Annotated in this window: 20 protein-coding genes; 17 read left to right on the plus strand and 3 right to left on the minus strand. The window is 46.3% G+C overall.

All coding sequences use genetic code 11. From position 1 onward, the window contains the following. Positions 1-29: 29 nt before the first annotated feature. Both chrA and fabI read right to left on the minus strand, forming a co-directional pair. Positions 30-1358, minus strand: coding sequence for a chromate efflux transporter (gene chrA, locus ICN29_RS10100; protein ID WP_216132819.1), 1329 nt, complete (start codon positions 1356-1358; stop codon positions 30-32). Continuing rightward, complete coding sequence (gene fabI, locus ICN29_RS10105; protein ID WP_216132821.1) at positions 1355-2140, minus strand: enoyl-ACP reductase FabI; 786 nt, start codon at positions 2138-2140, stop codon at positions 1355-1357. The genes chrA and fabI overlap by 4 nt, the downstream gene beginning before the upstream one ends. 50 nt (positions 2141-2190) lie before the next feature. Between fabI and ICN29_RS10110 the strand changes: the two genes are divergently transcribed. The 5 genes from ICN29_RS10110 to ICN29_RS10130 all read left to right on the plus strand — a co-directional run bounded on the left by ICN29_RS10110 (position 2191) and on the right by ICN29_RS10130 (position 8576). Then, positions 2191-4059: an extracellular solute-binding protein gene (locus ICN29_RS10110; RefSeq protein ID WP_216132823.1), complete on the plus strand. Its 1869-nt coding sequence runs from the start codon at positions 2191-2193 to the stop codon at positions 4057-4059. An 11-nt stretch (positions 4060-4070) separates the two neighbouring features. Continuing rightward, on the plus strand, positions 4071-5135 hold the full coding sequence (locus ICN29_RS10115; protein WP_216132983.1) for a microcin C ABC transporter permease YejB: 1065 nt from the start codon (positions 4071-4073) through the stop codon (positions 5133-5135). Beyond that, positions 5132-6157, plus strand: a complete 1026-nt coding sequence (locus ICN29_RS10120; RefSeq protein WP_216132825.1) for an ABC transporter permease — start codon at positions 5132-5134, stop codon at positions 6155-6157. The genes ICN29_RS10115 and ICN29_RS10120 overlap by 4 nt, the downstream gene beginning before the upstream one ends. Then, positions 6154-7791 carry an ABC transporter ATP-binding protein gene (locus ICN29_RS10125; RefSeq protein WP_216132827.1) on the plus strand — a complete coding sequence of 546 codons (1638 nt, stop codon included), beginning with the start codon at positions 6154-6156 and terminating at the stop codon, positions 7789-7791. Before ICN29_RS10120 ends, ICN29_RS10125 begins: the two co-directional genes overlap by 4 nt. A gap of 137 nt (positions 7792-7928) precedes the next feature. After that, positions 7929-8576, plus strand: coding sequence for a C40 family peptidase (locus ICN29_RS10130; RefSeq protein ID WP_216132829.1), 648 nt, complete (start codon positions 7929-7931; stop codon positions 8574-8576). 12 nt (positions 8577-8588) lie between these two features. Here ICN29_RS10130 and ICN29_RS10135 read toward each other — a convergent pair whose 3' ends face one another. Continuing rightward, positions 8589-9512, minus strand: a complete 924-nt coding sequence (locus ICN29_RS10135; protein ID WP_216132831.1) for a patatin-like phospholipase family protein — start codon at positions 9510-9512, stop codon at positions 8589-8591. Positions 9513-9702: 190 nt separating this feature from the next. On the opposite strand from ICN29_RS10135, the gene scpB reads away from it, so the two are divergent. The 12 genes from scpB (at position 9703) to ICN29_RS10195 (ending at position 22994) form a co-directional block, all read left to right on the plus strand. After that, on the plus strand, positions 9703-10353 hold the full coding sequence (gene scpB, locus ICN29_RS10140; RefSeq protein ID WP_216132833.1) for an SMC-Scp complex subunit ScpB: 651 nt from the start codon (positions 9703-9705) through the stop codon (positions 10351-10353). Positions 10354-10356: 3 nt separating this feature from the next. Beyond that, entirely contained in the window at positions 10357-12120 is a 1764-nt protein-coding gene (locus ICN29_RS10145) for a pseudouridine synthase (protein WP_216132835.1), read from the plus strand. A 173-nt stretch (positions 12121-12293) separates the two neighbouring features. Then, positions 12294-12785, plus strand: coding sequence for a ribosome maturation factor RimP (rimP, locus tag ICN29_RS10150; RefSeq protein ID WP_216132837.1), 492 nt, complete (start codon positions 12294-12296; stop codon positions 12783-12785). Further along, a complete protein-coding gene (gene nusA / locus ICN29_RS10155) occupies positions 12782-14263 on the plus strand; it encodes a transcription termination factor NusA (RefSeq protein WP_216132838.1) in 1482 nt (493 codons plus the stop codon). Before rimP ends, nusA begins: the two co-directional genes overlap by 4 nt. 13 nt (positions 14264-14276) lie before the next feature. Then, on the plus strand, positions 14277-17021 hold the full coding sequence (gene infB / locus ICN29_RS10160; RefSeq protein ID WP_216132840.1) for a translation initiation factor IF-2: 2745 nt from the start codon (positions 14277-14279) through the stop codon (positions 17019-17021). Positions 17022-17031: 10 nt separating this feature from the next. Next, complete coding sequence (rbfA, locus tag ICN29_RS10165) at positions 17032-17400, plus strand: 30S ribosome-binding factor RbfA (protein WP_216132842.1); 369 nt, start codon at positions 17032-17034, stop codon at positions 17398-17400. A 4-nt stretch (positions 17401-17404) separates the two neighbouring features. Beyond that, entirely contained in the window at positions 17405-18316 is a 912-nt protein-coding gene (truB, locus tag ICN29_RS10170) for a tRNA pseudouridine(55) synthase TruB (RefSeq protein ID WP_216132844.1), read from the plus strand. Positions 18317-18353: 37 nt separating this feature from the next. After that, positions 18354-20171: a translational GTPase TypA gene (typA, locus tag ICN29_RS10175; protein ID WP_216132846.1), complete on the plus strand. Its 1818-nt coding sequence runs from the start codon at positions 18354-18356 to the stop codon at positions 20169-20171. 88 nt (positions 20172-20259) lie between these two features. After that, positions 20260-20589, plus strand: coding sequence for an ArsR/SmtB family transcription factor (locus ICN29_RS10180; RefSeq protein ID WP_216132848.1), 330 nt, complete (start codon positions 20260-20262; stop codon positions 20587-20589). Beyond that, entirely contained in the window at positions 20586-21065 is a 480-nt protein-coding gene (locus ICN29_RS10185) for an arsenate reductase ArsC (RefSeq protein WP_216861528.1), read from the plus strand. The genes ICN29_RS10180 and ICN29_RS10185 overlap by 4 nt, the downstream gene beginning before the upstream one ends. Then, on the plus strand, positions 21062-22108 hold the full coding sequence (arsB, locus tag ICN29_RS10190; RefSeq protein ID WP_216132850.1) for an ACR3 family arsenite efflux transporter: 1047 nt from the start codon (positions 21062-21064) through the stop codon (positions 22106-22108). The genes ICN29_RS10185 and arsB overlap by 4 nt, the downstream gene beginning before the upstream one ends. Further along, positions 22098-22994: a pseudouridine synthase gene (locus ICN29_RS10195; RefSeq protein ID WP_216132852.1), complete on the plus strand. Its 897-nt coding sequence runs from the start codon at positions 22098-22100 to the stop codon at positions 22992-22994. The genes arsB and ICN29_RS10195 overlap by 11 nt, the downstream gene beginning before the upstream one ends. The last annotated feature ends 2 nt before the right edge of the window (positions 22995-22996 follow it).

Raw genomic sequence — 22996 nt, forward strand, 5'->3', positions numbered from 1 at the left:
TTCTATTATGCCAATCTTGAGAAACTGCCTTAGCCTATTAACACTGCAGCAAGGTAAACCAGAAGACCAGCTAATGCAGACCCTCCTATAACAGTCATCACCCCTTTTTGGAACTTAAATAGAGCCAGTCCCGCTAATCCACAGATGATGATCGATATCCAGGAAATAGAGGCGCCCAGACCGCTTGGTAAAAACACGTGATAGGCAAAAAACAGGCCCAAATTGGCAATGACGCCAACCACCGCAGCGGTAATAGCAGTAAGTGGTGCAGTAAAGCCAAGCTTGCCATGAGTAGATTCAATCAGGGGGCCGCCGACTAGAATAAAAAAGAAAGAAGGCAAAAAAGTAAACCAAGTAGCAACGCAAGCACCAATCACCCCAAACCAGAATGGATTGCTATAACCAATCAGGTGTTGAATGTGACCAGCCAAGTAACCCACAAAGGCAACGACCATGATAAGTGGTCCAGGGGTGGTTTCACCAAGGGCTAAACCATCAATCATTTGATTGGCGCTGAGCCAATGAAAATGATCTACAGCACCTTGATATACATACGGCAGTACGGCGTAAGCACCACCAAACGTCAGTAGGGCTGCTTTGGTAAAGAACCAAGCAATTTCTGGGTAAAGGGTCTTCCAGCCAAAAATTGTAATCAATCCTGCAATCGGCAGTAGCCAGCAAGTCAATGCAATCACACTGTGGCGTATGGTTTTCTGAATATTAAATTGCGCATGCACAGGTGTTGGAGTGTGGTCATCAATGAGGGCGCTACCGTAATTTTTCTCTTTGGAGTTTGTGTGTGAACCTGTTTGCTCAAAATACTCTGGATAACGTTTGCCTCCCCAGTAACCAATTGCGGCAGCAATCATGACAATAATCGGAAAGGCGAGATTCAAAACGAAGATCGCTAAAAAAGAGCCGAAGGCAATCCACTTCAATGCATTGTTATGAATCGTGCGCTTACCAATGCGCACAGCTGCGTGCAACACAATCGCAACTACTGCAGGTTTAATGCCAAAAAAGATTGCAGCAATCCAAGGCACTTGTCCGAAAGTCAAATAAACCCAAGACAAGGCAATCAGAATAAATAGTGACGGCAATACAAAAAGAGTTCCAGCCAGAATACCGCCCCAGCTGCGGTGCATCAGCCAGCCTATATAGGTCACTAGTTGCTGCGCTTCTGGCCCAGGTAGCAACATACAGTAGTTGAGAGCATGTAAAAAGCGCCGCTCAGAAATCCAGCGACGCTTCTCAACCAACTCTTGATGTAGGACAGCGATTTGTCCTGCGGGCCCACCAAAACTAATAAAGCCAAGTTTGGCCCAAAACTTGAGGGCCTCACCAAGTGGAATGTTCAAGCTTCTTCCATCCCACCAATCACTTGGCTAAAGCCGTTATCCACATAAATGATTTCAGCAGTGATGCCATTTGCTAGATCAGAGAGCAAGAAGGCAGCCGCATTACCAACATCATCAATCGTGACGTTGCGACGCAGTGGAGCAGTTTGCTCAACAGCTTCTAAAATTTTTCCAAAGCCTTTAATTCCAGAAGCGGCCAAAGTTTTAATTGGGCCAGCAGAGATAGCGTTTGCACGAATCCCTTTTGGTCCAACTGAACCAGCGAGGTAGCGCACGGATGCCTCTAAAGAAGCTTTTGCTAAACCCATGGTGTTGTAGTTTGGAACAGTCTTCATTGATCCTAAGTAGGTCAATGTGAGTAAGGATGATTTATCACGCAACATCGGCAATGCTTCTTTGGCCATTGCAGGAAAACTGTATGCGGAAATATCATGGGCAATCTTGAAACCCTCGCGGGAGAGCCCTTCTAAAAAGTCCCCAGCAATCGCTTCGCGGGGAGCAAAGCCAATCGCATGAACAAAGCCATCAAACTGAGGCCAAGATTTGGCTAAATCCGTAAAGAGGGCAGAAATCTGCTCGTCGCTACCGACATCGCAGTCAAAAATGAGCTCGGTATTGAATTCTTTTGCAAAATCCACGATCCGGTCCTTAAAGCGCTCTCCTACATAGGTAAAGGCCAGTTCAGCGCCTTCGCGGTGACAGGCCTTGGCGATACCATAGGCAATGGAACGGTTAGAGAGGAGGCCGGTAATGAGGATTTTTTTGCCGGAGAGAAAGCCCATGTTGTGTCCTTTGCTTCAAATATGATTAGCTATCTACAATTGTTGCATATATGCCTACCCTAAACCCCATTCGCCACATTAGATATATCTTCCTGCTAGCCATGCTTCTAGGGCTTGGGGCTAATGCAGCGCAGGCAGCTCAGGGGATTTCCCAGTATGGCAAGCCTAAATATCCTGATGGATTTGCCCATTTTGATTATGTGAATCCAAATGCCCCTAGGGGTGGCACCCTGACTTTGCCGAACCCGGGGCAAAGAACCAGTTTTGATAAGTTCAATCCATATACCCTGCGTGGTGTGACTGCTCCCGGAATTGAATTGATGTTTGAGTCTTTGGCTGAAGGCAGTGCGGATGAGGTATCGAGTATTTATGGTTTGCTCGCAGAAGATATTGCGGTGGCTGCAGATCATAAGTCAGTCACGTTTCGGATTCGTCCGGAAGCAAAGTTTTCGGATGGCACATCTGTCTTGGCTGCAGACGTTAAATATAGTTTTGATGTGCTGATGAGTGGCAAAGCGCACCCAAGATACAAAACCACTTTTGCAGACATCAAAGAAGCGGTAGTAATCTCCGATCGATCAGTGCGTTTTGATTTTAAGAACAATAACGCTGAACTCCCGATCTTGGCTGGAACGCTCCCAATCTTTTCTCGCAATTGGGGAAAGAAGGCAGATGGCAGCATTGTTCCTTTTGAGAAGATTGCCTTTGAAGTCCCGGTGGGTAGCGGCCCGTATCTGATTGAATCCTTTAAAGCTGGTAAATCAATTACCTATAAAAGAAACCCGCAATACTGGGCTGATCAAGTAAGTAAGCCTTTAAATGTGCGCGTGGGTTTTTATAACTTTGATCGGGTACTTTACAAGCTATATAGCGATGATGCAGTCCGCCTTGAGGCGTTTAAGGCAGGAGAGTTTGATGCCATTGTTGAATACCGCGCCAAGATTTGGGCAAAGGGTTATGTAGGTTCTAAGTTTGAAAACGGCACTTTATCGAAGAAGGCATTCTTAAATCACAATGGCGCAGGGATGCAAGGTTTTGCCATGAATGTGCGTAAACCAATTTTTAAGGATGTGCGCGTTCGCCAAGCATTGGGTTTAGCTTTGGATTTCGAATGGCTCAACCGTCAAATATTTTTCGATCAATATGGCCGTATCAACAGCTACTTCACCAATAGTGATTTGAGTGCCAACTTTGATGGCCCACGGAACCCTACTGAAGCAGAGTTGAAATTATTGAGGCCGCTCAAGGCTAAATATCCGCAATGGGTGCCTGATGCGGTATTTGGTCCTATGCCGGCACCGCCATCTACAAAGTCACCAGACAGCTTGCGTCAGAATTTAAAGAAAGCCCGTGAACTATTAATGCATGCAGGCTGGCAGTACCGAGATGGCGCTTTGCGTAACGAAAGGGGCGAACCTTTTCGTATGGAAATGGTGGAAAGCGGAGGATTCTTCTTGAGAGTAATTTCTGCTTACAGTCGAAACTTGGAAAAGTTAGGCATCCAGCTAGATATTCGCACCAGTGACTTTGCCTTGTATCAAAAGCGGATGGATGAATACGACTTTGATATGACTACAACCCGTTTTCCAGACTCGCAAAATCCTGGCAATGAATTATGGGATCGTTTTGGTAGTCAGGCCGCAAAGGAAAAAGGCTCAGACAATATCATCGGTATGCAGTCGCCCGTTGTTGATGCCTTAATTGAAGAGATTACTAAAGCCCAGAATCGCGAAGAGTTGCGGGCTGCTTGTAGGGCGCTTGATCGAGTCCTGTGGAATAGTTATTACGTGATACCGCAGTGGTACAACCCAACTCACCGCGTTGCCTTTCGGAAAGAGATGCGCTACCCCGAGCCTCCTTTGTATTATTCAGCCGAGCCTTGGATTATGCAAAACTGGTGGAAAGAGGAGTCTAAATAATGCAAGGACAAATGCGCGCTTACATCTTTAAACGCCTGCTCTTGATGATTCCAACTCTATTGGGCGTTCTGACTTTGACTTTTGCAGTAGTGCAGTTTGTGCCGGGCGGCCCAGTCGAGCAAATGGTATTGGAGCTCAAAGGCAAAGGTGATGCTGGGGTTGGAGGTACAGAATCTTCTGGTGCTGGCGCTACTTATCGTGGACGTCAGGGCATAGATGCCCAACGCTTAGAGGAAGTAAAAGCACTTTATGGGTTTGATAAGCCACCGTTAGAGCGTTACTTCATGATGCTTGGTCGTTTTGCCAGATTCGATCTAGGTCAAAGCTATTACCAACATGAAAGTGTCTGGGGATTGGTTGTTTCGAAACTCCCAGTGTCTATCAGCATTGGTTTGTGGACCTTCTTCATCACGTATTTGGTTTCGATTCCGCTGGGCATTGCAAAGGCAGTGCGGGATGGCTCGCGCTTTGATGCCGTGACCAGCAGCATCATATTAGTAGGCTATGCCATTCCAGGATTTGTCTTGGGAGTTTTGCTTTTAGTCATCTTTGGTGGCGGCAGCTTCCTGCAAATATTTCCCTTGAGAGGTCTCACTTCAGATAACTGGAGTGATCTGAGTTTGATCGGCAAGGTGATGGACTATTTATGGCATTTGGTTCTGCCAATCACTGCTTCAGTGCTTGGCAGTTTTGCAGTTGTCACCATGTTGACTAAGAACTCCTTCTTAGAAGAGATTCGTAAACAGTATGTTTTGACTGCGAGAGCAAAAGGCCTTACTGAACAACAAGTACTTTGGAAGCACGTATTCCGCAATGCACTTTTGCCTCTGGTAACAGGCTTCCCAGCAGCCTTCATCGGCGCATTCTTCACCGGCTCGCTCTTGATTGAAACACTGTTTTCATTAGATGGGCTTGGTTTGCTCTCGTATGAGTCTGTGATGCGCAGAGATTACCCAGTGGTGTTCGGCACCTTGTATTTATTTACCCTCATTGGTTTGTTTACTAAGCTCATATCGGATCTTTGCTACGTTTATATCGATCCTCGGATTCAGTTTGGCGCTGGAGGCGGTTCATGAGTCGTTGGCAGCGCTTTAAGCACAGTCGCGTTGGTTACGCCAGCTTATGGATCTTCATGGTCCTGTTCGTCTTGTCTATGTGCGCCGAACTGATTGCTAATGACAAACCTTTAGTTGTGCGTTACGAGGGACATTTCTATTTCCCAATTGTAAAGAATCAGGCAGAGACGGTATTTGGTGGCGACTTCTCAACCCCAACCGATTTCTTGGACCCCGATATTCGTCAAAACATTACGAGCAATGGTAACTGGTCAATCTATCCCCCAATTCACTACAGCTACGAGACACTGAATTACTTCTCAAAGGTCCCCAATCCAGCGCCGCCTTCTTGGGAAAACTGGCTTGGCACTGATGATCGTGGGCGTGATGTCTTAGCACGTCTGATTTACGGATTCCGCTTATCCATTTTGTTTGGTTTGGCGCTCACGATAGTAGGGGTGAGTGTGGGCATTATTACAGGATCCTTGATGGGATTTTTTGGTGGCAAGTTTGATTTGATCTCACAACGCCTGATTGAAATTTGGTCAGCAATGCCAGAGTTATATCTGCTAATTATTTTTGCCTCGATCTTTAATCCCAGCGTTTCCTTACTAATCATCCTCTTGGCTGCATTTGGATGGATGGGTTTATCTGACTATGTCCGTGCAGAATTTTTTCGTAATCGTGCCTTGGAGTATGTTCGGGCAGCACGTGCATTAGGACTAACGAATGTGCAAATTATGTGGCGTCATATTCTGCCAAACAGCTTGACTCCGGTTATTACCTTTTTGCCATTTCGGATGAGCGCTGCCATTTTGTCTCTGACGAGTTTGGATTTCTTGGGTCTGGGCGTCCCGCCTGGCACTCCCAGTCTTGGAGAATTGCTCTCGCAAGGTAAAGGGAACTTAGACGCCTGGTGGATTTCTTTATCGACCTTTGTTGTCCTAGTGGCAACTCTACTGTTGCTGACGTTTATGGGTGAGGCATTGCGCGATGCATTTGATTCTCGTAAATCGGGCGCGATGAGCGGAGGTCGCTCATGAGCTTGCTGCGTTATGAAAATCTTTCTATTTCATTTGGATCAGGGCGCCGTGAAAAGTTTGCGGTGAATCATCTCGATTTAGAAATTGGCATTGGTGAGCGGGTTGCGCTTGTAGGTGAGTCTGGCTCTGGCAAGACACTTACTGCTTTAGCTCCCTTACGACTTGAGCCCGAGGGTGCTAAGGTATCTGGAAAGATTTTATGGAATCAGAAAGATGGTCAGGGCACAGTTGATTTGCTCTCATTACCAATCCAAGATATCCGTGAAATTCGTGGTCGAGAAATTGCGATGGTATTTCAGGAGCCGATGACAGCGCTTAACCCCTTATTCACAGTCGGCAATCAAATTATTGAAGCTGTCCAAATTTATCAACCCCTGATTTCTAAATCAGATTGCATCGATGCTGCGATTGATCTCCTCAGAAAGACTGGTATTCCTGAGCCTGAACGGCGCTTTCATTCTTATCCACACCAGCTCTCAGGCGGCCAAAGGCAGCGCGCCATGATTGCAATGGCACTAGCCTGTAAGCCACGCCTCTTAATTGCAGACGAGCCGACAACTGCACTTGATGTGAGTTTGCGTCTGCAGATTTTAGATTTACTCAAAGAGCTCCAAGAAGAATCTAAGGATCAAGGCGGGATGGGAATCTTATTGATTACGCATGATCTCAATTTGGTAAAACACTTTGCTCAGCGTGTGGCAGTGTTACATCAAGGAAACTTGATGGAGTCAGGACCTACCAAGCAAGTCTTCACCCAGCCAACCGATCCCTACACAAAGGCGCTAGTCAATAGTGGGCCTGTCAGAGATTTAGCTCCTGTCATGCCCCTAGCACCTGTTTTACTCAAGACCGAAGATTTATCGGTTGCTTATCCCAGTTCAGAATCCTCCTCTTGGTTTAAAAAAGCACCGGCGCATAAGGTATTAAAGAAGGTCAGCTTTAACTTAAAGCAGGGGCAAACCATTGGTGTGATTGGCGAGTCAGGCTCTGGTAAGACTACGCTTGGTATGGCTGTGCTAGGTTTGTTGGGGGATTCTGCAGCACAGGTTTCTGGAGAGGTGGATGTTCTGGGAAGTGATTGGCAAACACTCAAACCAGTAGAGCGCCGTGCCATGCGTTCGAGCTTACAAGTTATTTTTCAGGATCCATTTGGCTCTTTATCTCCGCGTATGAACGTGATGGAAATTGTGGCTGAGGGCTTAGATGTTCACTTTCCGAAACTCTCAGCTACTGAACGTGAAAATCGTGTGTTGGATATTCTGAAAGAAGTGGGGATTGATCGCTCGGCACTCACACGCTATCCACATGAGTTCTCTGGTGGGCAAAGACAGCGCATCGCTATTGCCAGAGCGCTGATTTTGCGCCCACAAATTTTGGTTTTAGATGAACCCACTTCCGCTTTAGATGTCTCCATACAAAAGCAAGTACTGGCACTGTTGACTGAATTGCAAAAGAAGTACAACTTGGCCTATCTCATGATTAGTCATGATTTGGCCGTGATCAGAGCAATGTCCCATGAGGTGATGGTCCTTAAAGACGGCAAAGTAGTGGAGTTTGGGGATACTGAAACCCTCATTAAGTCTCCACGCCAGACCTATACCAAGGAACTTTTTGCTGCGGCTGAGTTGGCTTAATAGGGTAGTGAAATACTCCTTAGATGGGCTAATTTGGTGCATATGCCCCATTCTGAGGATAAATTTTCTTTAGAAACATAGACTTAAGACTAGAGTCAGGATTTGGTTAATCAAAGGTTCTTTGTTAAACTGATTCGATGTCACTGAAAAAAGCGCTACTTTTCAAGTTCCTAGGTTTTGCCTTGGGCTTAGCCGTTTCTGTGTCGACCTATGCAGTCGATACACCTAGTGACGCCCCTGCCGAAGCAGTTGTTCCTAAAGAAAGCATGTTTCAGGCGGGTCGCTCTTATCTTTACCGTGTTTCTGACCGCTTGGTCGATACCGTTTCTGGAAAATCAGAAGAGTTAATTGACCGTGCCATGGAAGTCATTGGCGTTCGTTATCGCTCCGATACTGAGTTACCTCAGTCTGGTTTGGACGGCAGCAGTTTTGTTGGCTATGTTTTCAAAGACAAGCTGGGATTTTTATTACCACGCAAATCCACGCAAATGAGTCGCGTTGGTAAGCCTATTAATCGTGATGAGTTGCAGCCAGGTGACCTCGTATTTTTTAATACGATGCGCTTAACTTTTTCTCACGTTGGTATTTATGTAGGCGACAATAAATTTATCCACTCTCCATCCAAGGGCACCGCTGTTCGGGTTGACGATCTTGGAAGTTTGTATTGGGATAAGCGTTTCGATGGGGCGCGCCGCTTAGATGGTAGCGATAACCTCAATGACTCTGAGCGTCGAGAACTTCTAAACGAAGTCAAAAATCTCAAGCGTAAGTCACGCAGCCTATAAGGCCTGGGCTCTCTAGCCCTTTAGCTTTTCCTTAATCAAAGCCATTTGCTCCTGAGTAGCTGCCTCTCCTGCAAGGATGGCCGCATTCCTAGATTTGAAATCACCACTACTCATTTGCTTGAGTTGTGGGGTAATCACAATATCAGCACTCTTGAGTTCGAACTGGTTAATGCTGTTTTGCATAATTGAAATGGTGTGCTGAAGAATTCCAAACGTACCGCTAGCGTCTTGATGGGCTGGCTCTGAAGAAATATTGACTGCAATCACGATGGTTGCCCCCATCTGTCTTGCATAACTCACCGGCACTGGTGCTACCAATCCACCATCGACATATTCTTTGCCACTAATGACTGTAGGCTGGAACACCCCTGGAACGCTGCATGATGCACGCACAGCCTGCCCAGTATTGCCGCTTCTAAAAAGGACGCCTTTGCCTGATTGCAAATCCGTTGCCACAATTCCTAGAGGTATGCGCATTTGCTCAATCGTTTTATTTTGGACTTCCCGATTGACCATGTTTTGTAGTGCATCCCCTTTAATGAGACCACCAAAACGTCCGGCAAAGGGCAGACCCCAGTCGGCAATGGTCGCTTCATCCAGATTCAGGGCCAGGCGATTGAGATCATTGCCCGATGCGCCTGAAGCCAGAAGGGCTGCAATAACACTGCCAGCGCTACTACCAACCACGATGTCAGGCCGAATGCCTTGTGCTTCTAATGCCTTAATCACGCCCACATGGGCAAAGCCTCTGGCTGCTCCGGCACCGAGTACCAAGCCAATAACCGGTTTTTTGCTCCCAATCAGACTGCATGAGGAGAGGCTTGCAGCCCCCAGTAGGGCGCCAATTCCAATCCCTAGACCCAGTAGGCGACGGCGCTCTAGGGAGCCTGGATCCTCAAATGACTGAATCTGGGGTTTTGATGAAATATTGTGCATATGGCTATTGTATTGAGCCTACCTTATAATGGGTACACGGTGAACGAAAAGGACTTCGTTTCGGCGCGAACCAATCCCCAACTAGAATTCATGAGATGGATTGTTCGTAGTAGCTAGAGAACACCCCAAACCCATTACTGAAATACATTTTTTAAAGCCTCATCAGGATATTCCTGATAGCCCGAATTTTATGGACGATCACAACAAGCGCGTTATTGAAACAGCCCTCCTGTGCGCACAGGAACCATTGAGCGTTGCTGATTTGTCTCGCTTATTTATTGAAGACATCACTACTGCGGATATCGATGAAGTCTTAATCGAGATTCAGCGAGCCTGGGATGACAAAGGAATGGAGCTGGTGCATATTGCGACTGGCTGGCGTTTTCAGAGTCGCTTATCCATGCGCGAGTATTTGGATCGTTTAACGCCTGAGAAGCCCCCAAAGTATTCTCGTGCAGTGATGGAGACCTTGGCGATTATCGCTTACCGTCAACCAGTTACCCGTGGTGAGATTGAAGAAATTCGGGGTGTTGCTGTAAGTACTAATGTGATGAAGCAATTAGAAGATCGCGGTTGGGTAGAGATTATTGGTCATAAAGAGACCATCGGTCGCCCCGGTTTATATGCCACTACCAAACAATTTTTAGATGACTTGAGTTTGACTAATTTGCAAAGCCTGCCCATCTTAGAAGATGCAGCACCAATGGCAGCAGCAGAGCAGTTAGGCCAAGCGATTATCGAATTTGATCCAGATGCCACAGTAGAAACTGTGATCATCAATGAAGTAGTAGAAGAAGTTACCCCTGAGTCTGAAGAACAATCAGACGAAACAAAACAATAATTAATGACAAGCTCTAACGAAAACGATTCATCCCCGGTAGTAAATCCATCGGCAATTCCATCAAGCACTGAAGCAGCGCCATCCAATGGGGATGGCAATAAAGCGGAAGGTCGTGAGGGTGGAGAGCGTGGGCCTCGGCATCCCCGTCGTGCTGGAACAGGGAAACATCCATTTAATAAGAAGCGTCCTTTTAATAAGGATCGCCCTCGTCGTGAAGGCGATGCCCCCCATGCTCCAAGAGAGGGTGGCCCTAATATTTCTGCTAAGTTAGCTCCAAATCCTGCTGATATTGAAGCGCTATTTGCTTCAGTAGTTTCAGGTGAATTTGATGCTGCTTTAGATGCCCCCGAGGCATTAGAAGTGAAAAATCCAGATGGCTTTAATGAGAATGAAGTTTCTCATCAGACAGGTGCAGAGCGTCGTGAACAACGTGCACAAGGTTCGCGTGAAGATGAAGATCCTGATGCGCCAACTGAAGAAGAAGTCAGTAGCTTGCAATTTGCGAACGTCGATGAGTTACCGCTCAGCATGCGCGATGAAGTTTGGTCAGATCTTGATGGTTTAGATGATGATGCTGACGATGAAGATACTGTCAAACTGCATAAAGTATTAGCTGACGCTGGTATGGGCTCGCGCCGCGATATGGAAGACTTGATTATTCAGGGTCGCGTATCGGTCAACGCGTTGCCTGCGCACATTGGCCAACGTATTGGCCCAACCGATCAAGTGCGTATTAATGGCAAACCAGTACATCGCAAGATTCAGACTAAACCACCACGCGTGATTTTGTATCACAAGCCTGCAGGTGAGATTGTGAGTCAATCTGATCCAGAAGGACGTCCAACAGTTTTCGATCGCCTGCCTAAGCCGCGTCAAGGGCGCTGGATTGCAGTAGGTCGTTTGGACTTTAATACCGAAGGTCTTTTGTTATTCACTACCTCTGGTGAGCTGGCGAATCGATTAATGCATCCCCGTTATGGCGTTGAGCGTGAATACGCAGTGCGTATTTTGGGTGAGCTTGGGCAAGACTCCATGGCGCAACTCAAGAGTGGCATCCAGCTTGATGATGGCCAAGCAAAATTTTTGCGTCTTGCAGTAGGTGGTGGCGATGGTGCAAATCGTTGGTATCACGTTGCTTTGAGTGAAGGCCGCAATCGTGAAGTGCGCCGCATGTTTGAAACTGTAGGCCATACAGTGTCACGTTTGATTCGTACGCGTTATGGCATGTTCTTATTACCTCCACGTTTGAGGCGGGGTAAATGGGAGGAGGTTGAGGCTGGCGGCATCTATAACTTGATGAAGTCTGCAGGCTTAAAAATGCCACAGCCGCAAGATAAGGGCCGTAATCCAAACCCAAACGGTCAAAGTCGTAATTCTGCCGGTGCAGATTTTCAGCCTGATCCAATGCAAACCTCAGTTTCTTACTGGGGCTCACGCGATGCCTTAACTCTTGCTAGCGGCCACAATGGCATGACCCATCAGGGCAGAAATGCCAATCCTGGCGGTGGTGGCTCAGGCGAAGGGCGCGGTCCTTTCCGTGGCCGCACCCAAGGTGGCAGACCTGGACAGGGTAGTCAGGGTGGGCAAGGGGGTCAAGGCCAAGGTCAGAACCGCAATAAAGGCAAAAAAGTACACCATGGCCAGTCTGCTTTTGTGACAGCCGCACCCCAAAGTCCTGGAAATGGACCCAAACGGGGTGCGCCAAAAGGGCGAAAACCCTTCAATAAGGGCCCCAGAAAGCCTCGTAATCCAGGCGAAAGCTTCTGATTTCTAACAGTTTTCCCTAAAATCAGCTATAATTTTTGACTGACAGCAGTGTTTTGCTGTTTTTAGTAGTTACCGACTGATGTTGCGATCAACGTAAGTCGGCCTGTTCTGAATTTCGAGAATATGGGCTTCAAGGCCCATTTTTTTTTGCCATTTTGGTATGAAGGAAAGTCGTGAAGGATCAGCAGGTAATTTCTGCAGAGCTGGAAAACTTAGGTTACACGTTAGTAGATATTGAGCGTGAAGCCGGAGGCTTGTTGCGCGTCACGATTGAAAATCCCGATTACGAGCGTTTGATTAATGTCCTCGATTGCGAGAAGGTAAGTCATCAGCTGAGCTACGCATTGCCAGTTGAGAACATTCCTTACGAGCGTTTGGAGATTTCTTCACCAGGCTTAGATCGCCCTGTGAAGAGTGCGGCAGATTTTGAGCGCTTTACTGGAATGGAAGTGGATTTAAAGTTGCGTGTTGCCGCTGGCGGCCGTAAGAATTATCGCGGTGTGTTGCAAGGCTTACTGACTGGTGAATTGAATTCACCTGATGCGAAGTTTGGTTTGGTGTTTGAGGGTGCTGATGGTCAGCCCTCTCAATTGGAGTTCTCTTTAGCCGAGGTCGATAAGACTCGGTTGGTCCCTGTTATTGATTTCAAAGGAAGAAAGTCATGAGCCGAGAAGTTCTCATGTTGGCAGACGCCCTAGCGCGCGAAAAGAACGTTGATCAGACTATTGTGTTTGAGGCGCTCGAAATGGCGTTGGCATCAGCCACTAAGAAACGTTACCCAAATGAAGATGTCGATATTCGTGTATCGATTGATCGTGAATCGGGTGAATACGAAACCTTCCGTCGCTGGTTGGTTGTACCCAATGAAGCTGGCCTACAAGAGCCTGATAAAGAGATTCTGCAGTTTGAAGCCCAAGAGCAGCTTGCCGATATGGAAGTTGGCGACTACATCGAAGAGCAGATCGAATCTTTAGCATTTGGCCGAATTGGTGCGCAAGCTGCTAAGCAAGTGATTTTGCAACGTATTCGTGATGCTGAGCGTGAGCAAATTTTGAACGACTACCTTGAGCGTGGCGAAAAAGTCATGACCGGTACCGTGAAGCGCGCTGACAAGAATGGTTTGATCATTGAATCTGGTCGTGTTGAAGCTTTATTGCGTCGCGATCAAATGATTCCAAAAGAGAATTTACGTTCTGGTGACCGTGTGCGCGCATACATCCTGAAGGTGGATCGTGAAGCACGTGGCCCACAGATTGAACTCTCCCGTACTTGCCCAGACTTCTTGATCAAACTCTTTGAGAATGAAGTTCCAGAGATGGAGCAAGGTTTATTAGAAATTAAGGGTGCAGCTCGTGACCCTGGTATTCGTGCCAAGATTGCTGTCGTCACGTATGACAAGCGTATCGATCCAATCGGTACCTGTGTAGGCGTGCGTGGTACCCGCGTTACTGCAGTTCGTAACGAAGTTGCCGGCGAAGCAGTCGATATTGTGTTGTGGTCTGAAGACCCAGCTCAGTTTGTGATTGGGGCTTTAGCTCCAGCGCAAGTTTCTTCAATCGTGGTTGATGAAGAGCGTCATGCGATGGATGTTGTGGTTGATGAAGAAAACTTGGCAATTGCGATTGGCCGCAGTGGACAGAACGTTCGCTTGGCAAGTGATTTGACAGGTTGGCAGATCAACATAATGACCCCAGAAGAGTCTGCTGAGAAAACCGAAAAAGAAGCCTCTTCCGTACGTCAGTTATTTATGGATAAATTAGACGTTGACCAAGAAGTAGCCGATATCTTGATTGAAGAGGGTTTCAACACCTTGGAAGAAGTGGCCTATGTACCGCTTTCTGAAATGCTCGAGATTGATTCTTTCGACGAAGATACTGTGAATGAGTTGCGTACTCGTGCTCGTGATTCCTTGTTGACTATGGAGTTGGCAAAAGAAGAGCGTGTTGGGGAAGTTTCCCAAGACTTACGTTCTTTAGATGGAATGACAACGGAGCTGATTGCTAGGCTTGCTGACAATCAAGTTCACACCCGTGACGACCTTGCTGAACTAGCTGTTGATGAGCTAGTTGAGGCGACACAAATTGACGAAGAAACTGCGAAAACGCTCATCATGAAAGCGCGCGAACATTGGTTTACTTCATGAGAGGAAGTAGTACATGGCAACAACAACAGTAAAAGCACTCGCCAAGGAACTGAAACGAACTGCGGTTGACCTTTTAGAGCAATTGAAGGCAGCTGGAATCGAAAAAGGTTCTGAGGACGAGAGCATTACCGAGAAGGACAAAACAGTTCTACTCGAACATTTGCAAAAAGCACACGGCAATGCTGAGACTGGCGCTCGTAAAAAGATTACTTTAATCAAGCGCGAGAATTCTGAGATCCGTCAAGCAGACTCTGCTGGACGTACTCGTACCGTGCAGGTTGAGGTACGTAAAAAACGTGTCCTAGTAAAGCGTGGGGAAGAGGCTGCGGCACCTGTTGAGCCTGTACCAGAAGCTAAACCAGCTAAGGCTGCAGCAGTTAAACCAACCCTTCCTGTAGAAGAATTAGAAAAACGCGCCGCAGAAGCGACCCGTCAAGCCGAGTTATTGGCTCGTCAAGAAGCGGAAATGAAGGCGGAAGAAGATGCTCGTCAAAAAGCAGCTGCTGAGACGGTTGATAAAGACCCAGAAGCCGCTAAAGATGCTTCTGCAGCTGAGAAAAAAACAAAGTCTGAAAAGGCTGCAAAAGATTTAGCTGTAAGCAAAGAAAAAGAATTAGCTGAGATTCGGGTTCGTCGCGCTGCTGCTGAGGCTGAAGCTTTGGCTATTCGCGACATGATGAGTACACCAGCTCGCGTTCTCAAGGCACCAAGTGAAGTTGCTGCTGAAGAAGCGAAAAAAGGAACCTTACATAAGCCTGCAAAAGTAGAAGGTGCAGAGGATAAGAAAAAATCCCCAGCTAAGGTTGGCGGTAAAACGATTAAGTCTTCAGAGACATCCTCTACTTGGCAAGAAGAAGGCGCTAAGAAGCCAGGCGGCCTGAAAACTCGTGGCGATAGCTCTGGCGGTATAGGCGGTTGGCGTTCAGGCGGTGGCCGTAGAAAGCAACGTCAAATTGCTGAAGCCAATGTGGATACGAACTTCCAAGTACCTACAGAAAAAGTAGTGCATGACGTACAAGTTCCAGAAACTATTACTGTAGCTGAGCTAGCTCATGCAATGGCAGTGAAAAGCGCTGAAGTGATCAAGCTCCTGATGGGCATGGGTCAGATGGTAACGATTAACCAAGTACTCGATCAAGATACTGCAATGATTATCGTTGAAGAGATGGGCCATACAGCCCATGCTGCTAGATTAGATGATCCGGATTTAGATCTTGGTATTGCTGGTCATGATGCTGAATTATTATCACGTCCACCAGTAGTGACCGTAATGGGTCACGTTGACCACGGTAAAACTTCCTTGCTTGATAAGATTCGTACAGCAAAAGTAGCTACCGGTGAAGCTGGTGGTATTACTCAGCATATTGGCGCATATCACGTGGAAACACCACGCGGCATGATTACCTTCCTAGATACGCCAGGTCATGAAGCCTTTACGGCGATGCGTGCTCGTGGTGCTAAGGCAACGGATATCGTGATCTTGGTAGTGGCGGCTGATGACGGTGTGATGCCGCAAACTAAGGAAGCGATTCACCATGCAGTAGCTGGTGGCGTTCCAATTGTTGTAGCGATCAACAAAATTGATAAGCCCGATGCGAACTTAGAGCGCGTTAAAACTGAATTGGTTGCTGAGCAAGTGGTTCCAGAGGAATACGGTGGTGATGTGCCATTTATTTCAGTATCAGCAAAAACTGGCGAAGGCATTGATGCTTTGTTAGAGAACGTTCTCTTACAAGCTGAAATTCTTGAGCTGAAGGCGCCTAAAGATGCTCCGGCACAAGGCCTGGTCATTGAGGCTCGCCTAGATAAAGGCCGCGGTCCAGTTGCTACAGTACTAGTCCAGTCTGGGACTCTGAAGCGTGGCGATATGTTGTTAGCAGGTTCTACATTTGGTCGCGTACGCGCAATGATGGATGAAAACGGTAAGCCATGTAATGAGGCTGGCCCATCGATTCCAGTAGAGATTCAAGGTTTAGCTGAAGTTCCTGCTGCCGGTGAATCAGTGCAAGTAGTTCCTGATGAGCGTAAGGCTCGTGAGATTGCGCTCTTCCGTCAAGGTAAGTTCCGCGATGTGAAATTAGCTAAGCAACAGGCATTCAAGCTCGAAACCATGATGGAAAATATGGAAGAGGGCGCGGTTGAAGCAAAGCTGTTACCTTTGATTATCAAGGCCGACGTTCAAGGTTCACAGGAAGCTTTGTCACAATCATTGCAAAAACTCTCCACTGCTGAAGTTAAAGTGCAAATTGTTCATGCAGCAGTAGGCGGAATTACTGAAACGGATGTGAACTTAGCGGTTGCTTCTAAGGCCGTCATTATTGGCTTTAACTCCCGTGCGGATGCTGCAGCGCGTAAGTTAGCCGAGAACAATGGCGTTGATATTCGTTATCACAATATTATTTATGACGCTGTTGATGAAGTGAAGTTGGCTCTGAGTGGTATGTTGACACCAGATAAGAAAGAAGAAATCACCGGTCTCGTTGAGATCCGTCAAGTCTTCTTGGTATCTAAGGTTGGCGCCATTGCAGGTTGCTTGGTAGTTGACGGTATTGTTAAGCGTACATCAAGCGTTCGTCTGTTACGTGACAACGTGGTTGTCTGGTCTGGTGAGCTTGACTCACTCAAGCGCTTCAAAGACGATGCTAAAGAAGTTCGTGCCGGTGTTGAGTGTGGTCTTTCATTGAAAGGCTACAACGAGATTAAAGAAGGTGATCAACTTGAGGTATTTGAAGTTACCGAAGTAGCTCGTTCACTCTAGTTTTAAGCACATGCATAAATCTAGCCCGCATCGTAACCAGCGTCTTGCTGATCAAATTCAGCGAGACCTGGCCGAGCTGATTCCGCGCGAGTTGCGTAGTTCTAGCTTAGGCTTAATTACGTTGCAAAGTATTGAGCTCACGTCCGATTTAGCACATGCCAAGGTGTTTTTTACTGTCTTAGGTGCTGAGCCTGAGCATGTATTAAAGGCACTCCAAGAAAAAGCAGGGTATTTACATTCTTTATTATTTAAGCGTTTGCATATTCATACCGTTCCAACCTTGCACTTTCACTATGACAGCTCAGTTGAACATGGCATAGAGATGTCTCGATTGATCGATCAAGCAGTAGACAGTGATCGCAAAGACGAAGTCCAATAATTTCATGGCTATTCGGATCGACGGCGTAGTGCTGCTAGATAAACCCGCAGGAATGAGTTCCCAGGGAGCAGTCACTGCAGTCAAGCGCGCATTTAATGCTGATAAAGCTGGTCATACGGGTACTTTAGATCCGATGGCAACAGGTCTTTTGCCCATTTGCTTGGGTGAGGCCACTAAGTATTCTCAAGATTTATTAGAAGCTGACAAAACGTATATTGCTAAAGTCAAATTTGGTTCACGTACGGATACAGGTGACGCAGAAGGTAGCACTATTGAAGAATTTCCTTTGCCAGTATTTACAAGTGAAGCAGAAATCAGAAAAGCATTAGAGGCATTACTCCCAAAATTTAGCGGGCCGATTTCTCAAGTTCCACCAATGTATTCAGCGTTAAAGCGCGATGGCAAACCTTTGTATGAATATGCCCGTGCTGGCCTTGAGTTAGAGCGTGCTGCGCGCGAGATCACGATTCATCAAATTCGTTGGACTGATATTCAGTGGCCAGTAGCGACTCTAGAGGTCTCATGTAGTAAAGGTACTTATATTCGCGTATTGGCAGAAGATATTGGCAATGCTCTTGGCTGTGGTGCTCACTTAGTTGGCTTACGCCGAACTGAAGTAGGGCACTTAAATCTAGAGCAGTCATTTACGATTGAATCCATTCAGAGTGGTTTACAAAATAGCTCTAACTACATCTTGCCAGTAGATGCATTGCTGCAAACCTTACCTCACTTAACAGTGGACGAGCAACAAGCGAAGCGCTTAGAGATGGGACAACGTGTGCCTCTCAATTTGCCTTCGATTGAAGCGCTAGTGCGTATTTATCGTGCTACTGCTGCACCTCATAACTTTATTGGCACTGCTGATTGGCGCTCTGGGGTCTTGCATCCTAAGCGTTTGATTTCGCAGGCATCTTAATAACCCTTGTACCTATCTTTAACTTTAGAAGCTTCACATGACTAAACGCGCACTTCGTAATATCGCCATCATCGCCCACGTTGACCACGGTAAAACTACTCTGGTTGACCAACTCTTACGCCAATCAGGCACATTCCGCTCGAATGAAAAAATGACCGAACGCGTCATGGACTCAAACGACTTAGAAAAAGAGCGTGGCATTACTATTTTGTCCAAGAACTGCTCAGTAGAGTACGACGGTACTCATATCAATATTGTTGATACCCCAGGACATGCTGACTTTGGTGGTGAAGTAGAGCGTGTGTTGTCTATGGTTGACGGTGTATTGCTTTTAGTGGATGCAGTTGAGGGCCCAATGCCACAGACACGTTTCGTAACCAAGAAAGCGCTAGCACTTGGTTTGAAGCCGATTGTGGTGATTAACAAGGTTGACCGTCCAGGTGCTCGCTGCGATTACGTTATCAATGCAACCTTTGAGTTGTTTGACAAACTCGGCGCTACTGAAGAGCAGCTCGATTTTCCAATCATCTATGCCTCTGGCTTGAATGGCTATGCAGGCTTGACAGAAGATGTTCGTGAGGGCGATATGCGCCCTCTGTTCGACGCTGTCTTAAAGCATGTTCCTGTCCGTGACGATAATCCTGATGGTCCTTTGCAGTTTCAGATCTCTTCAATTGACTACAACAGTTATGTTGGAAAGATTGGTGTTGGTCGTGTGAACCGTGGCCGTGTTAAGCCTGGCATGGAAGTGATTTGTATGAATGGCCCAGATGGTGTGCCATTTAAAGGACGTGTTAACCAAGTATTGAAATTCAAAGGCTTGGAGCGTGAGGTTGTTGAGGAAGCTTTTGCTGGTGATATCGCGTTGATTAACGGTATTGAAGAGTTAGCGATTGGCACGACTGTCTGTGCAGTTGATACGCCTGAAGCATTGCCAATGTTGAAGATCGATGAGCCAACCTTGACCATGAACTTCATGGTGAACACCAGCCCATTTGCAGGTCGTGAAGGTAAGTTTGTTACTAGCCGTCAGATTCGTGAGCGTTTAGATCGCGAATTGAAATCGAATATGGCACTGCGCGTTAAAGAGACTGATGACGATACTGTGTTTGAAGTATCCGGCCGTGGTGAATTGCATCTGACCATCTTGGTTGAGACCATGCGTCGCGAGGGCTATGAAATGGCTGTTTCTCGTCCACGCGTTGTTTTCCATGAAGAAGATGGCGTGAAGATGGAGCCGTATGAGAATTTAACAGTTGACGTTGAAGACGCAACCCAAGGCGCTGTGATGGAAGACTTGGGTAAGCGTAAAGGCGAACTGCAAGATATGGTGAGTGACGGAAAAGGACGCACGCGTCTGGAGTACCGTATTCCAGCACGCGGCCTGATTGGCTTCCAAGGTGACTTCATGACCATGACTCGTGGTAATGGCTTAATGAGTCATACCTTCGACTCTTACGCTCCTGCTAAAGATGGCATTTTGGGTGAACGTCATAATGGCGTACTCATTAGTCAAGATGATGGCGAAGCAGTTGCTTATGCCATTTGGAAATTACAAGACCGTGGTCGCATGTTTGTAAAGCATGGCGATCCTGTTTACGAAGGTATGGTCATCGGTATTCATAGTCGTGATAACGACTTAGTTGTGAACCCAATTAAAGGGAAACAACTAACCAACGTACGCTCCTCTGGTACGGATGAGGCGGTCCGCTTAGTGACCCCAATTGATCTAACTCTTGAATATGCAGTGGAATTCATTAGCGATGACGAATTAGTGGAAGTTACTCCAAAGAGCGTGCGGGTTCGTAAGCGTCACCTCAAGGAACATGATCGTAAGAAGGCTTCACGCGAGTAAGCGCCTCAAGCTAGACAAGAAAAGCCACCTTCGGGTGGCTTTTTGATTGTCATGAATCCATCATATATATTTCTATATAATTGGAAATATGAAAAATACAGATGCAATACAAGCTTTTCTGGCGTTAGGGCAGGAATCTCGTCTCAACGTCTTCCGTCTGATTGTCCAGCGTGGTGATAAAGGACTTACTCCCAGTCAAATTATTGAGAAATTGGGTATCCCCAATGCAACCCTGAGTTTTCATTTAAAAGAATTGGTGAAAGCAGACTTACTCTTGGTTGAAAGACAAAGTCGTAACCTGATCTATCGTCCTAATGCAGGGCTCGTGCAAGATTTAAGTGGGTTCTTGTTAGAAAACTGCTGTGATGGCGAATCTTGCATTCCAGTCAAAGTTTTGAAGAAAGCGAAATTAGCATGAAGCAATACAATATTCTTTTTCTCTGCACTCATAATTCAGCTCGCTCGATTATTGGGGAGGCCTTAGCTTCTACACACCCAAGCGGTAAGCTTAGAGGTTTTTCTGCAGGCTCAACTCCTGGCACAAGCGTGAACCCATATGCCGCCCAGATTGCAAAAGAGTTGGGTCTGGATACTTACTTACTGAAATCCAAAAGTTGGGATGTGTTTGCGCAGCCTGATGCCCCAAAGATGGATTTCATTATTACGGTATGTGATAACGCGGCTGGTGAAGTATGCCCCCATTGGCCTGGTCAGCCAGTGACAGCCCACTGGGGATTTCCTGATCCTTCACAAGTCCAGGGTACTGATATTGAAAAGAAAGCAGCATTTATCAGCGTGATGAATGGCCTTAAAAAGAGAGTCGATATTCTAGCTGCCATGCCTTTAGATAAGTTAGATGCTATGAGTCTGAAAGAGATCCATTCCAAATCATGAGCACACTTACTAAAAAACTTTCTTTTTTAGATCGCTATTTAACGGTCTGGATTTTTTCTGCTATGGCTTTAGGTATTGCCCTAGGTTATTTCTTGCCTGGAGTAGAGGGCTTTATTAACTCCTTTCAGGTGGGTAGCACTAATTATCCCATTGCTATTGGTTTAATACTCATGATGTATCCACCCTTTGCTAAGGTGAGATATGAAGATCTGCCAGATGTATTTAGAGATAAAAAGATCTTTGCGATTGCTTTTCTGATGAACTGGATTATTGCCCCAATCTTCATGTTCTTTCTGGCAATTACTTTTGTGCCCACCCAGCCTGAATACATGGCAGGCCTTATTCTGATTGGGATTGCGCCTTGTATTGCAATGGTGATTGTCTGGAATGATATTGCTAAAGGATCTACCGAATACGCTGCAGGCTTGGTTGCCTTTAATGCGATCTTCCAAGTTCTATTCTTTAGTCTATATGCCTACGTATTTCTAACCGTGTTGCCACCATTATTTGGCCTTACTGGATCAAACATCAACATCACAATCGGTGAGATTGCTAAGACCGTCTTTATCTATTTGGGCATTCCTTGTATTGCAGGGCTATTCACAAGATTTGTGATGCTCAAGTTTGTCTCTAAAGATTGGTATCACGAGCACTTTGTGCCAAAAATTGGTAAGCTCACATTGATTGCGCTGCTCTTTACTATCGTAGTCATGTTCAGCCTAAAGGGAAAACTCATTCTTCAGCTTCCAGGTGATGTTCTCACCATCTCCATTCCATTGCTGATCTATTTTGGAGTGATGTTCCTAGCCACTTTTGTAATCACAGCCAAGATGGGCATTGATTACAAGCGCTGCTGCACTTTATCTTTTACGGCATCCAGTAATAACTTTGAATTAGCGATTGCTGTTGCAATTGCAGTCTTTGGGATTAACTCTGGCGCAGCCTTTGCAGCGGTAATAGGGCCTCTAGTAGAAGTTCCTATCATGATTGGGTTGGTAAGCATTGCCCTATGGATTAAAGAGCGCTATTGGCATGCAAGTTAATTCTGAAGGAGTCTCAGCATCGCGGGTATTTTTGCCTGCTGATCAGCCTTACCCAAATTTATTACAATTCTTTATCGCTCAGTTTCCTCATATCGAAGTCAAGGAGTGGGAAGATCGCTTTGCTCAAGGTCTAGTATTAAATGCCGAGGGAGAGGCTCTTGAGGCAAGTAGTGCATATCAACCCAACACCCACTTGATTTACTTTAGGCGCTTGGCCCGCGAACCAGAAATACCCTTTGAAGAAGAGATTCTCTTCCAAGATGAACATATCCTAGTCGCAGATAAACCGCACTTCTTACCAGTGACTCCAAGTGGCCTGTACTTGCATCAGACTTTACTCAACCGACTCAAGAAAAAAACTGGTATTCAAACCCTAAGCCCTATTCATCGCATTGATCGTGATACTGCTGGGCTCGTGATCTTTTCTATTAAGCCAGACGAGAGAGCTTCATATCAGAATCTGTTTAGAGATAGAGTTGTCACGAAGATTTATGAAGCGATCGCTCCTTATTCCGAGGCACTCAATTCAAAGCTGCCAATGACCTATCAGAGTCGTCTTGAGGAATCAGAGCATTTCTTACAAATGATGGAGGTGGAGGGCGAGCCTAATACCGATACATTCATTGAGATCATTGCTCCAAGCAAGCCTTGGGCTAAATATCGACTCACACCAGGTAGCGGTAAGAAACATCAACTCCGTTGCCACCTCAATACCTTAGGCATACCAATTAAAGATGACCAGATTTATCCAATCCTTACGCCATATCAAGAATATGATTTAGATCTTTCAAAGCCTTTGCAGCTATTAGCAAAGGAAATATCTTTTTTAGATCCCATCACTAATGCTCAAAGAGTATTTGTAAGCAAGCGAGCCTTAGACTTCTAGTC

Source organism: Polynucleobacter nymphae (genome assembly GCF_018882155.1).
GTDB classification, from domain to species: Bacteria; Pseudomonadota; Gammaproteobacteria; order Burkholderiales; family Burkholderiaceae; genus Polynucleobacter; species Polynucleobacter nymphae.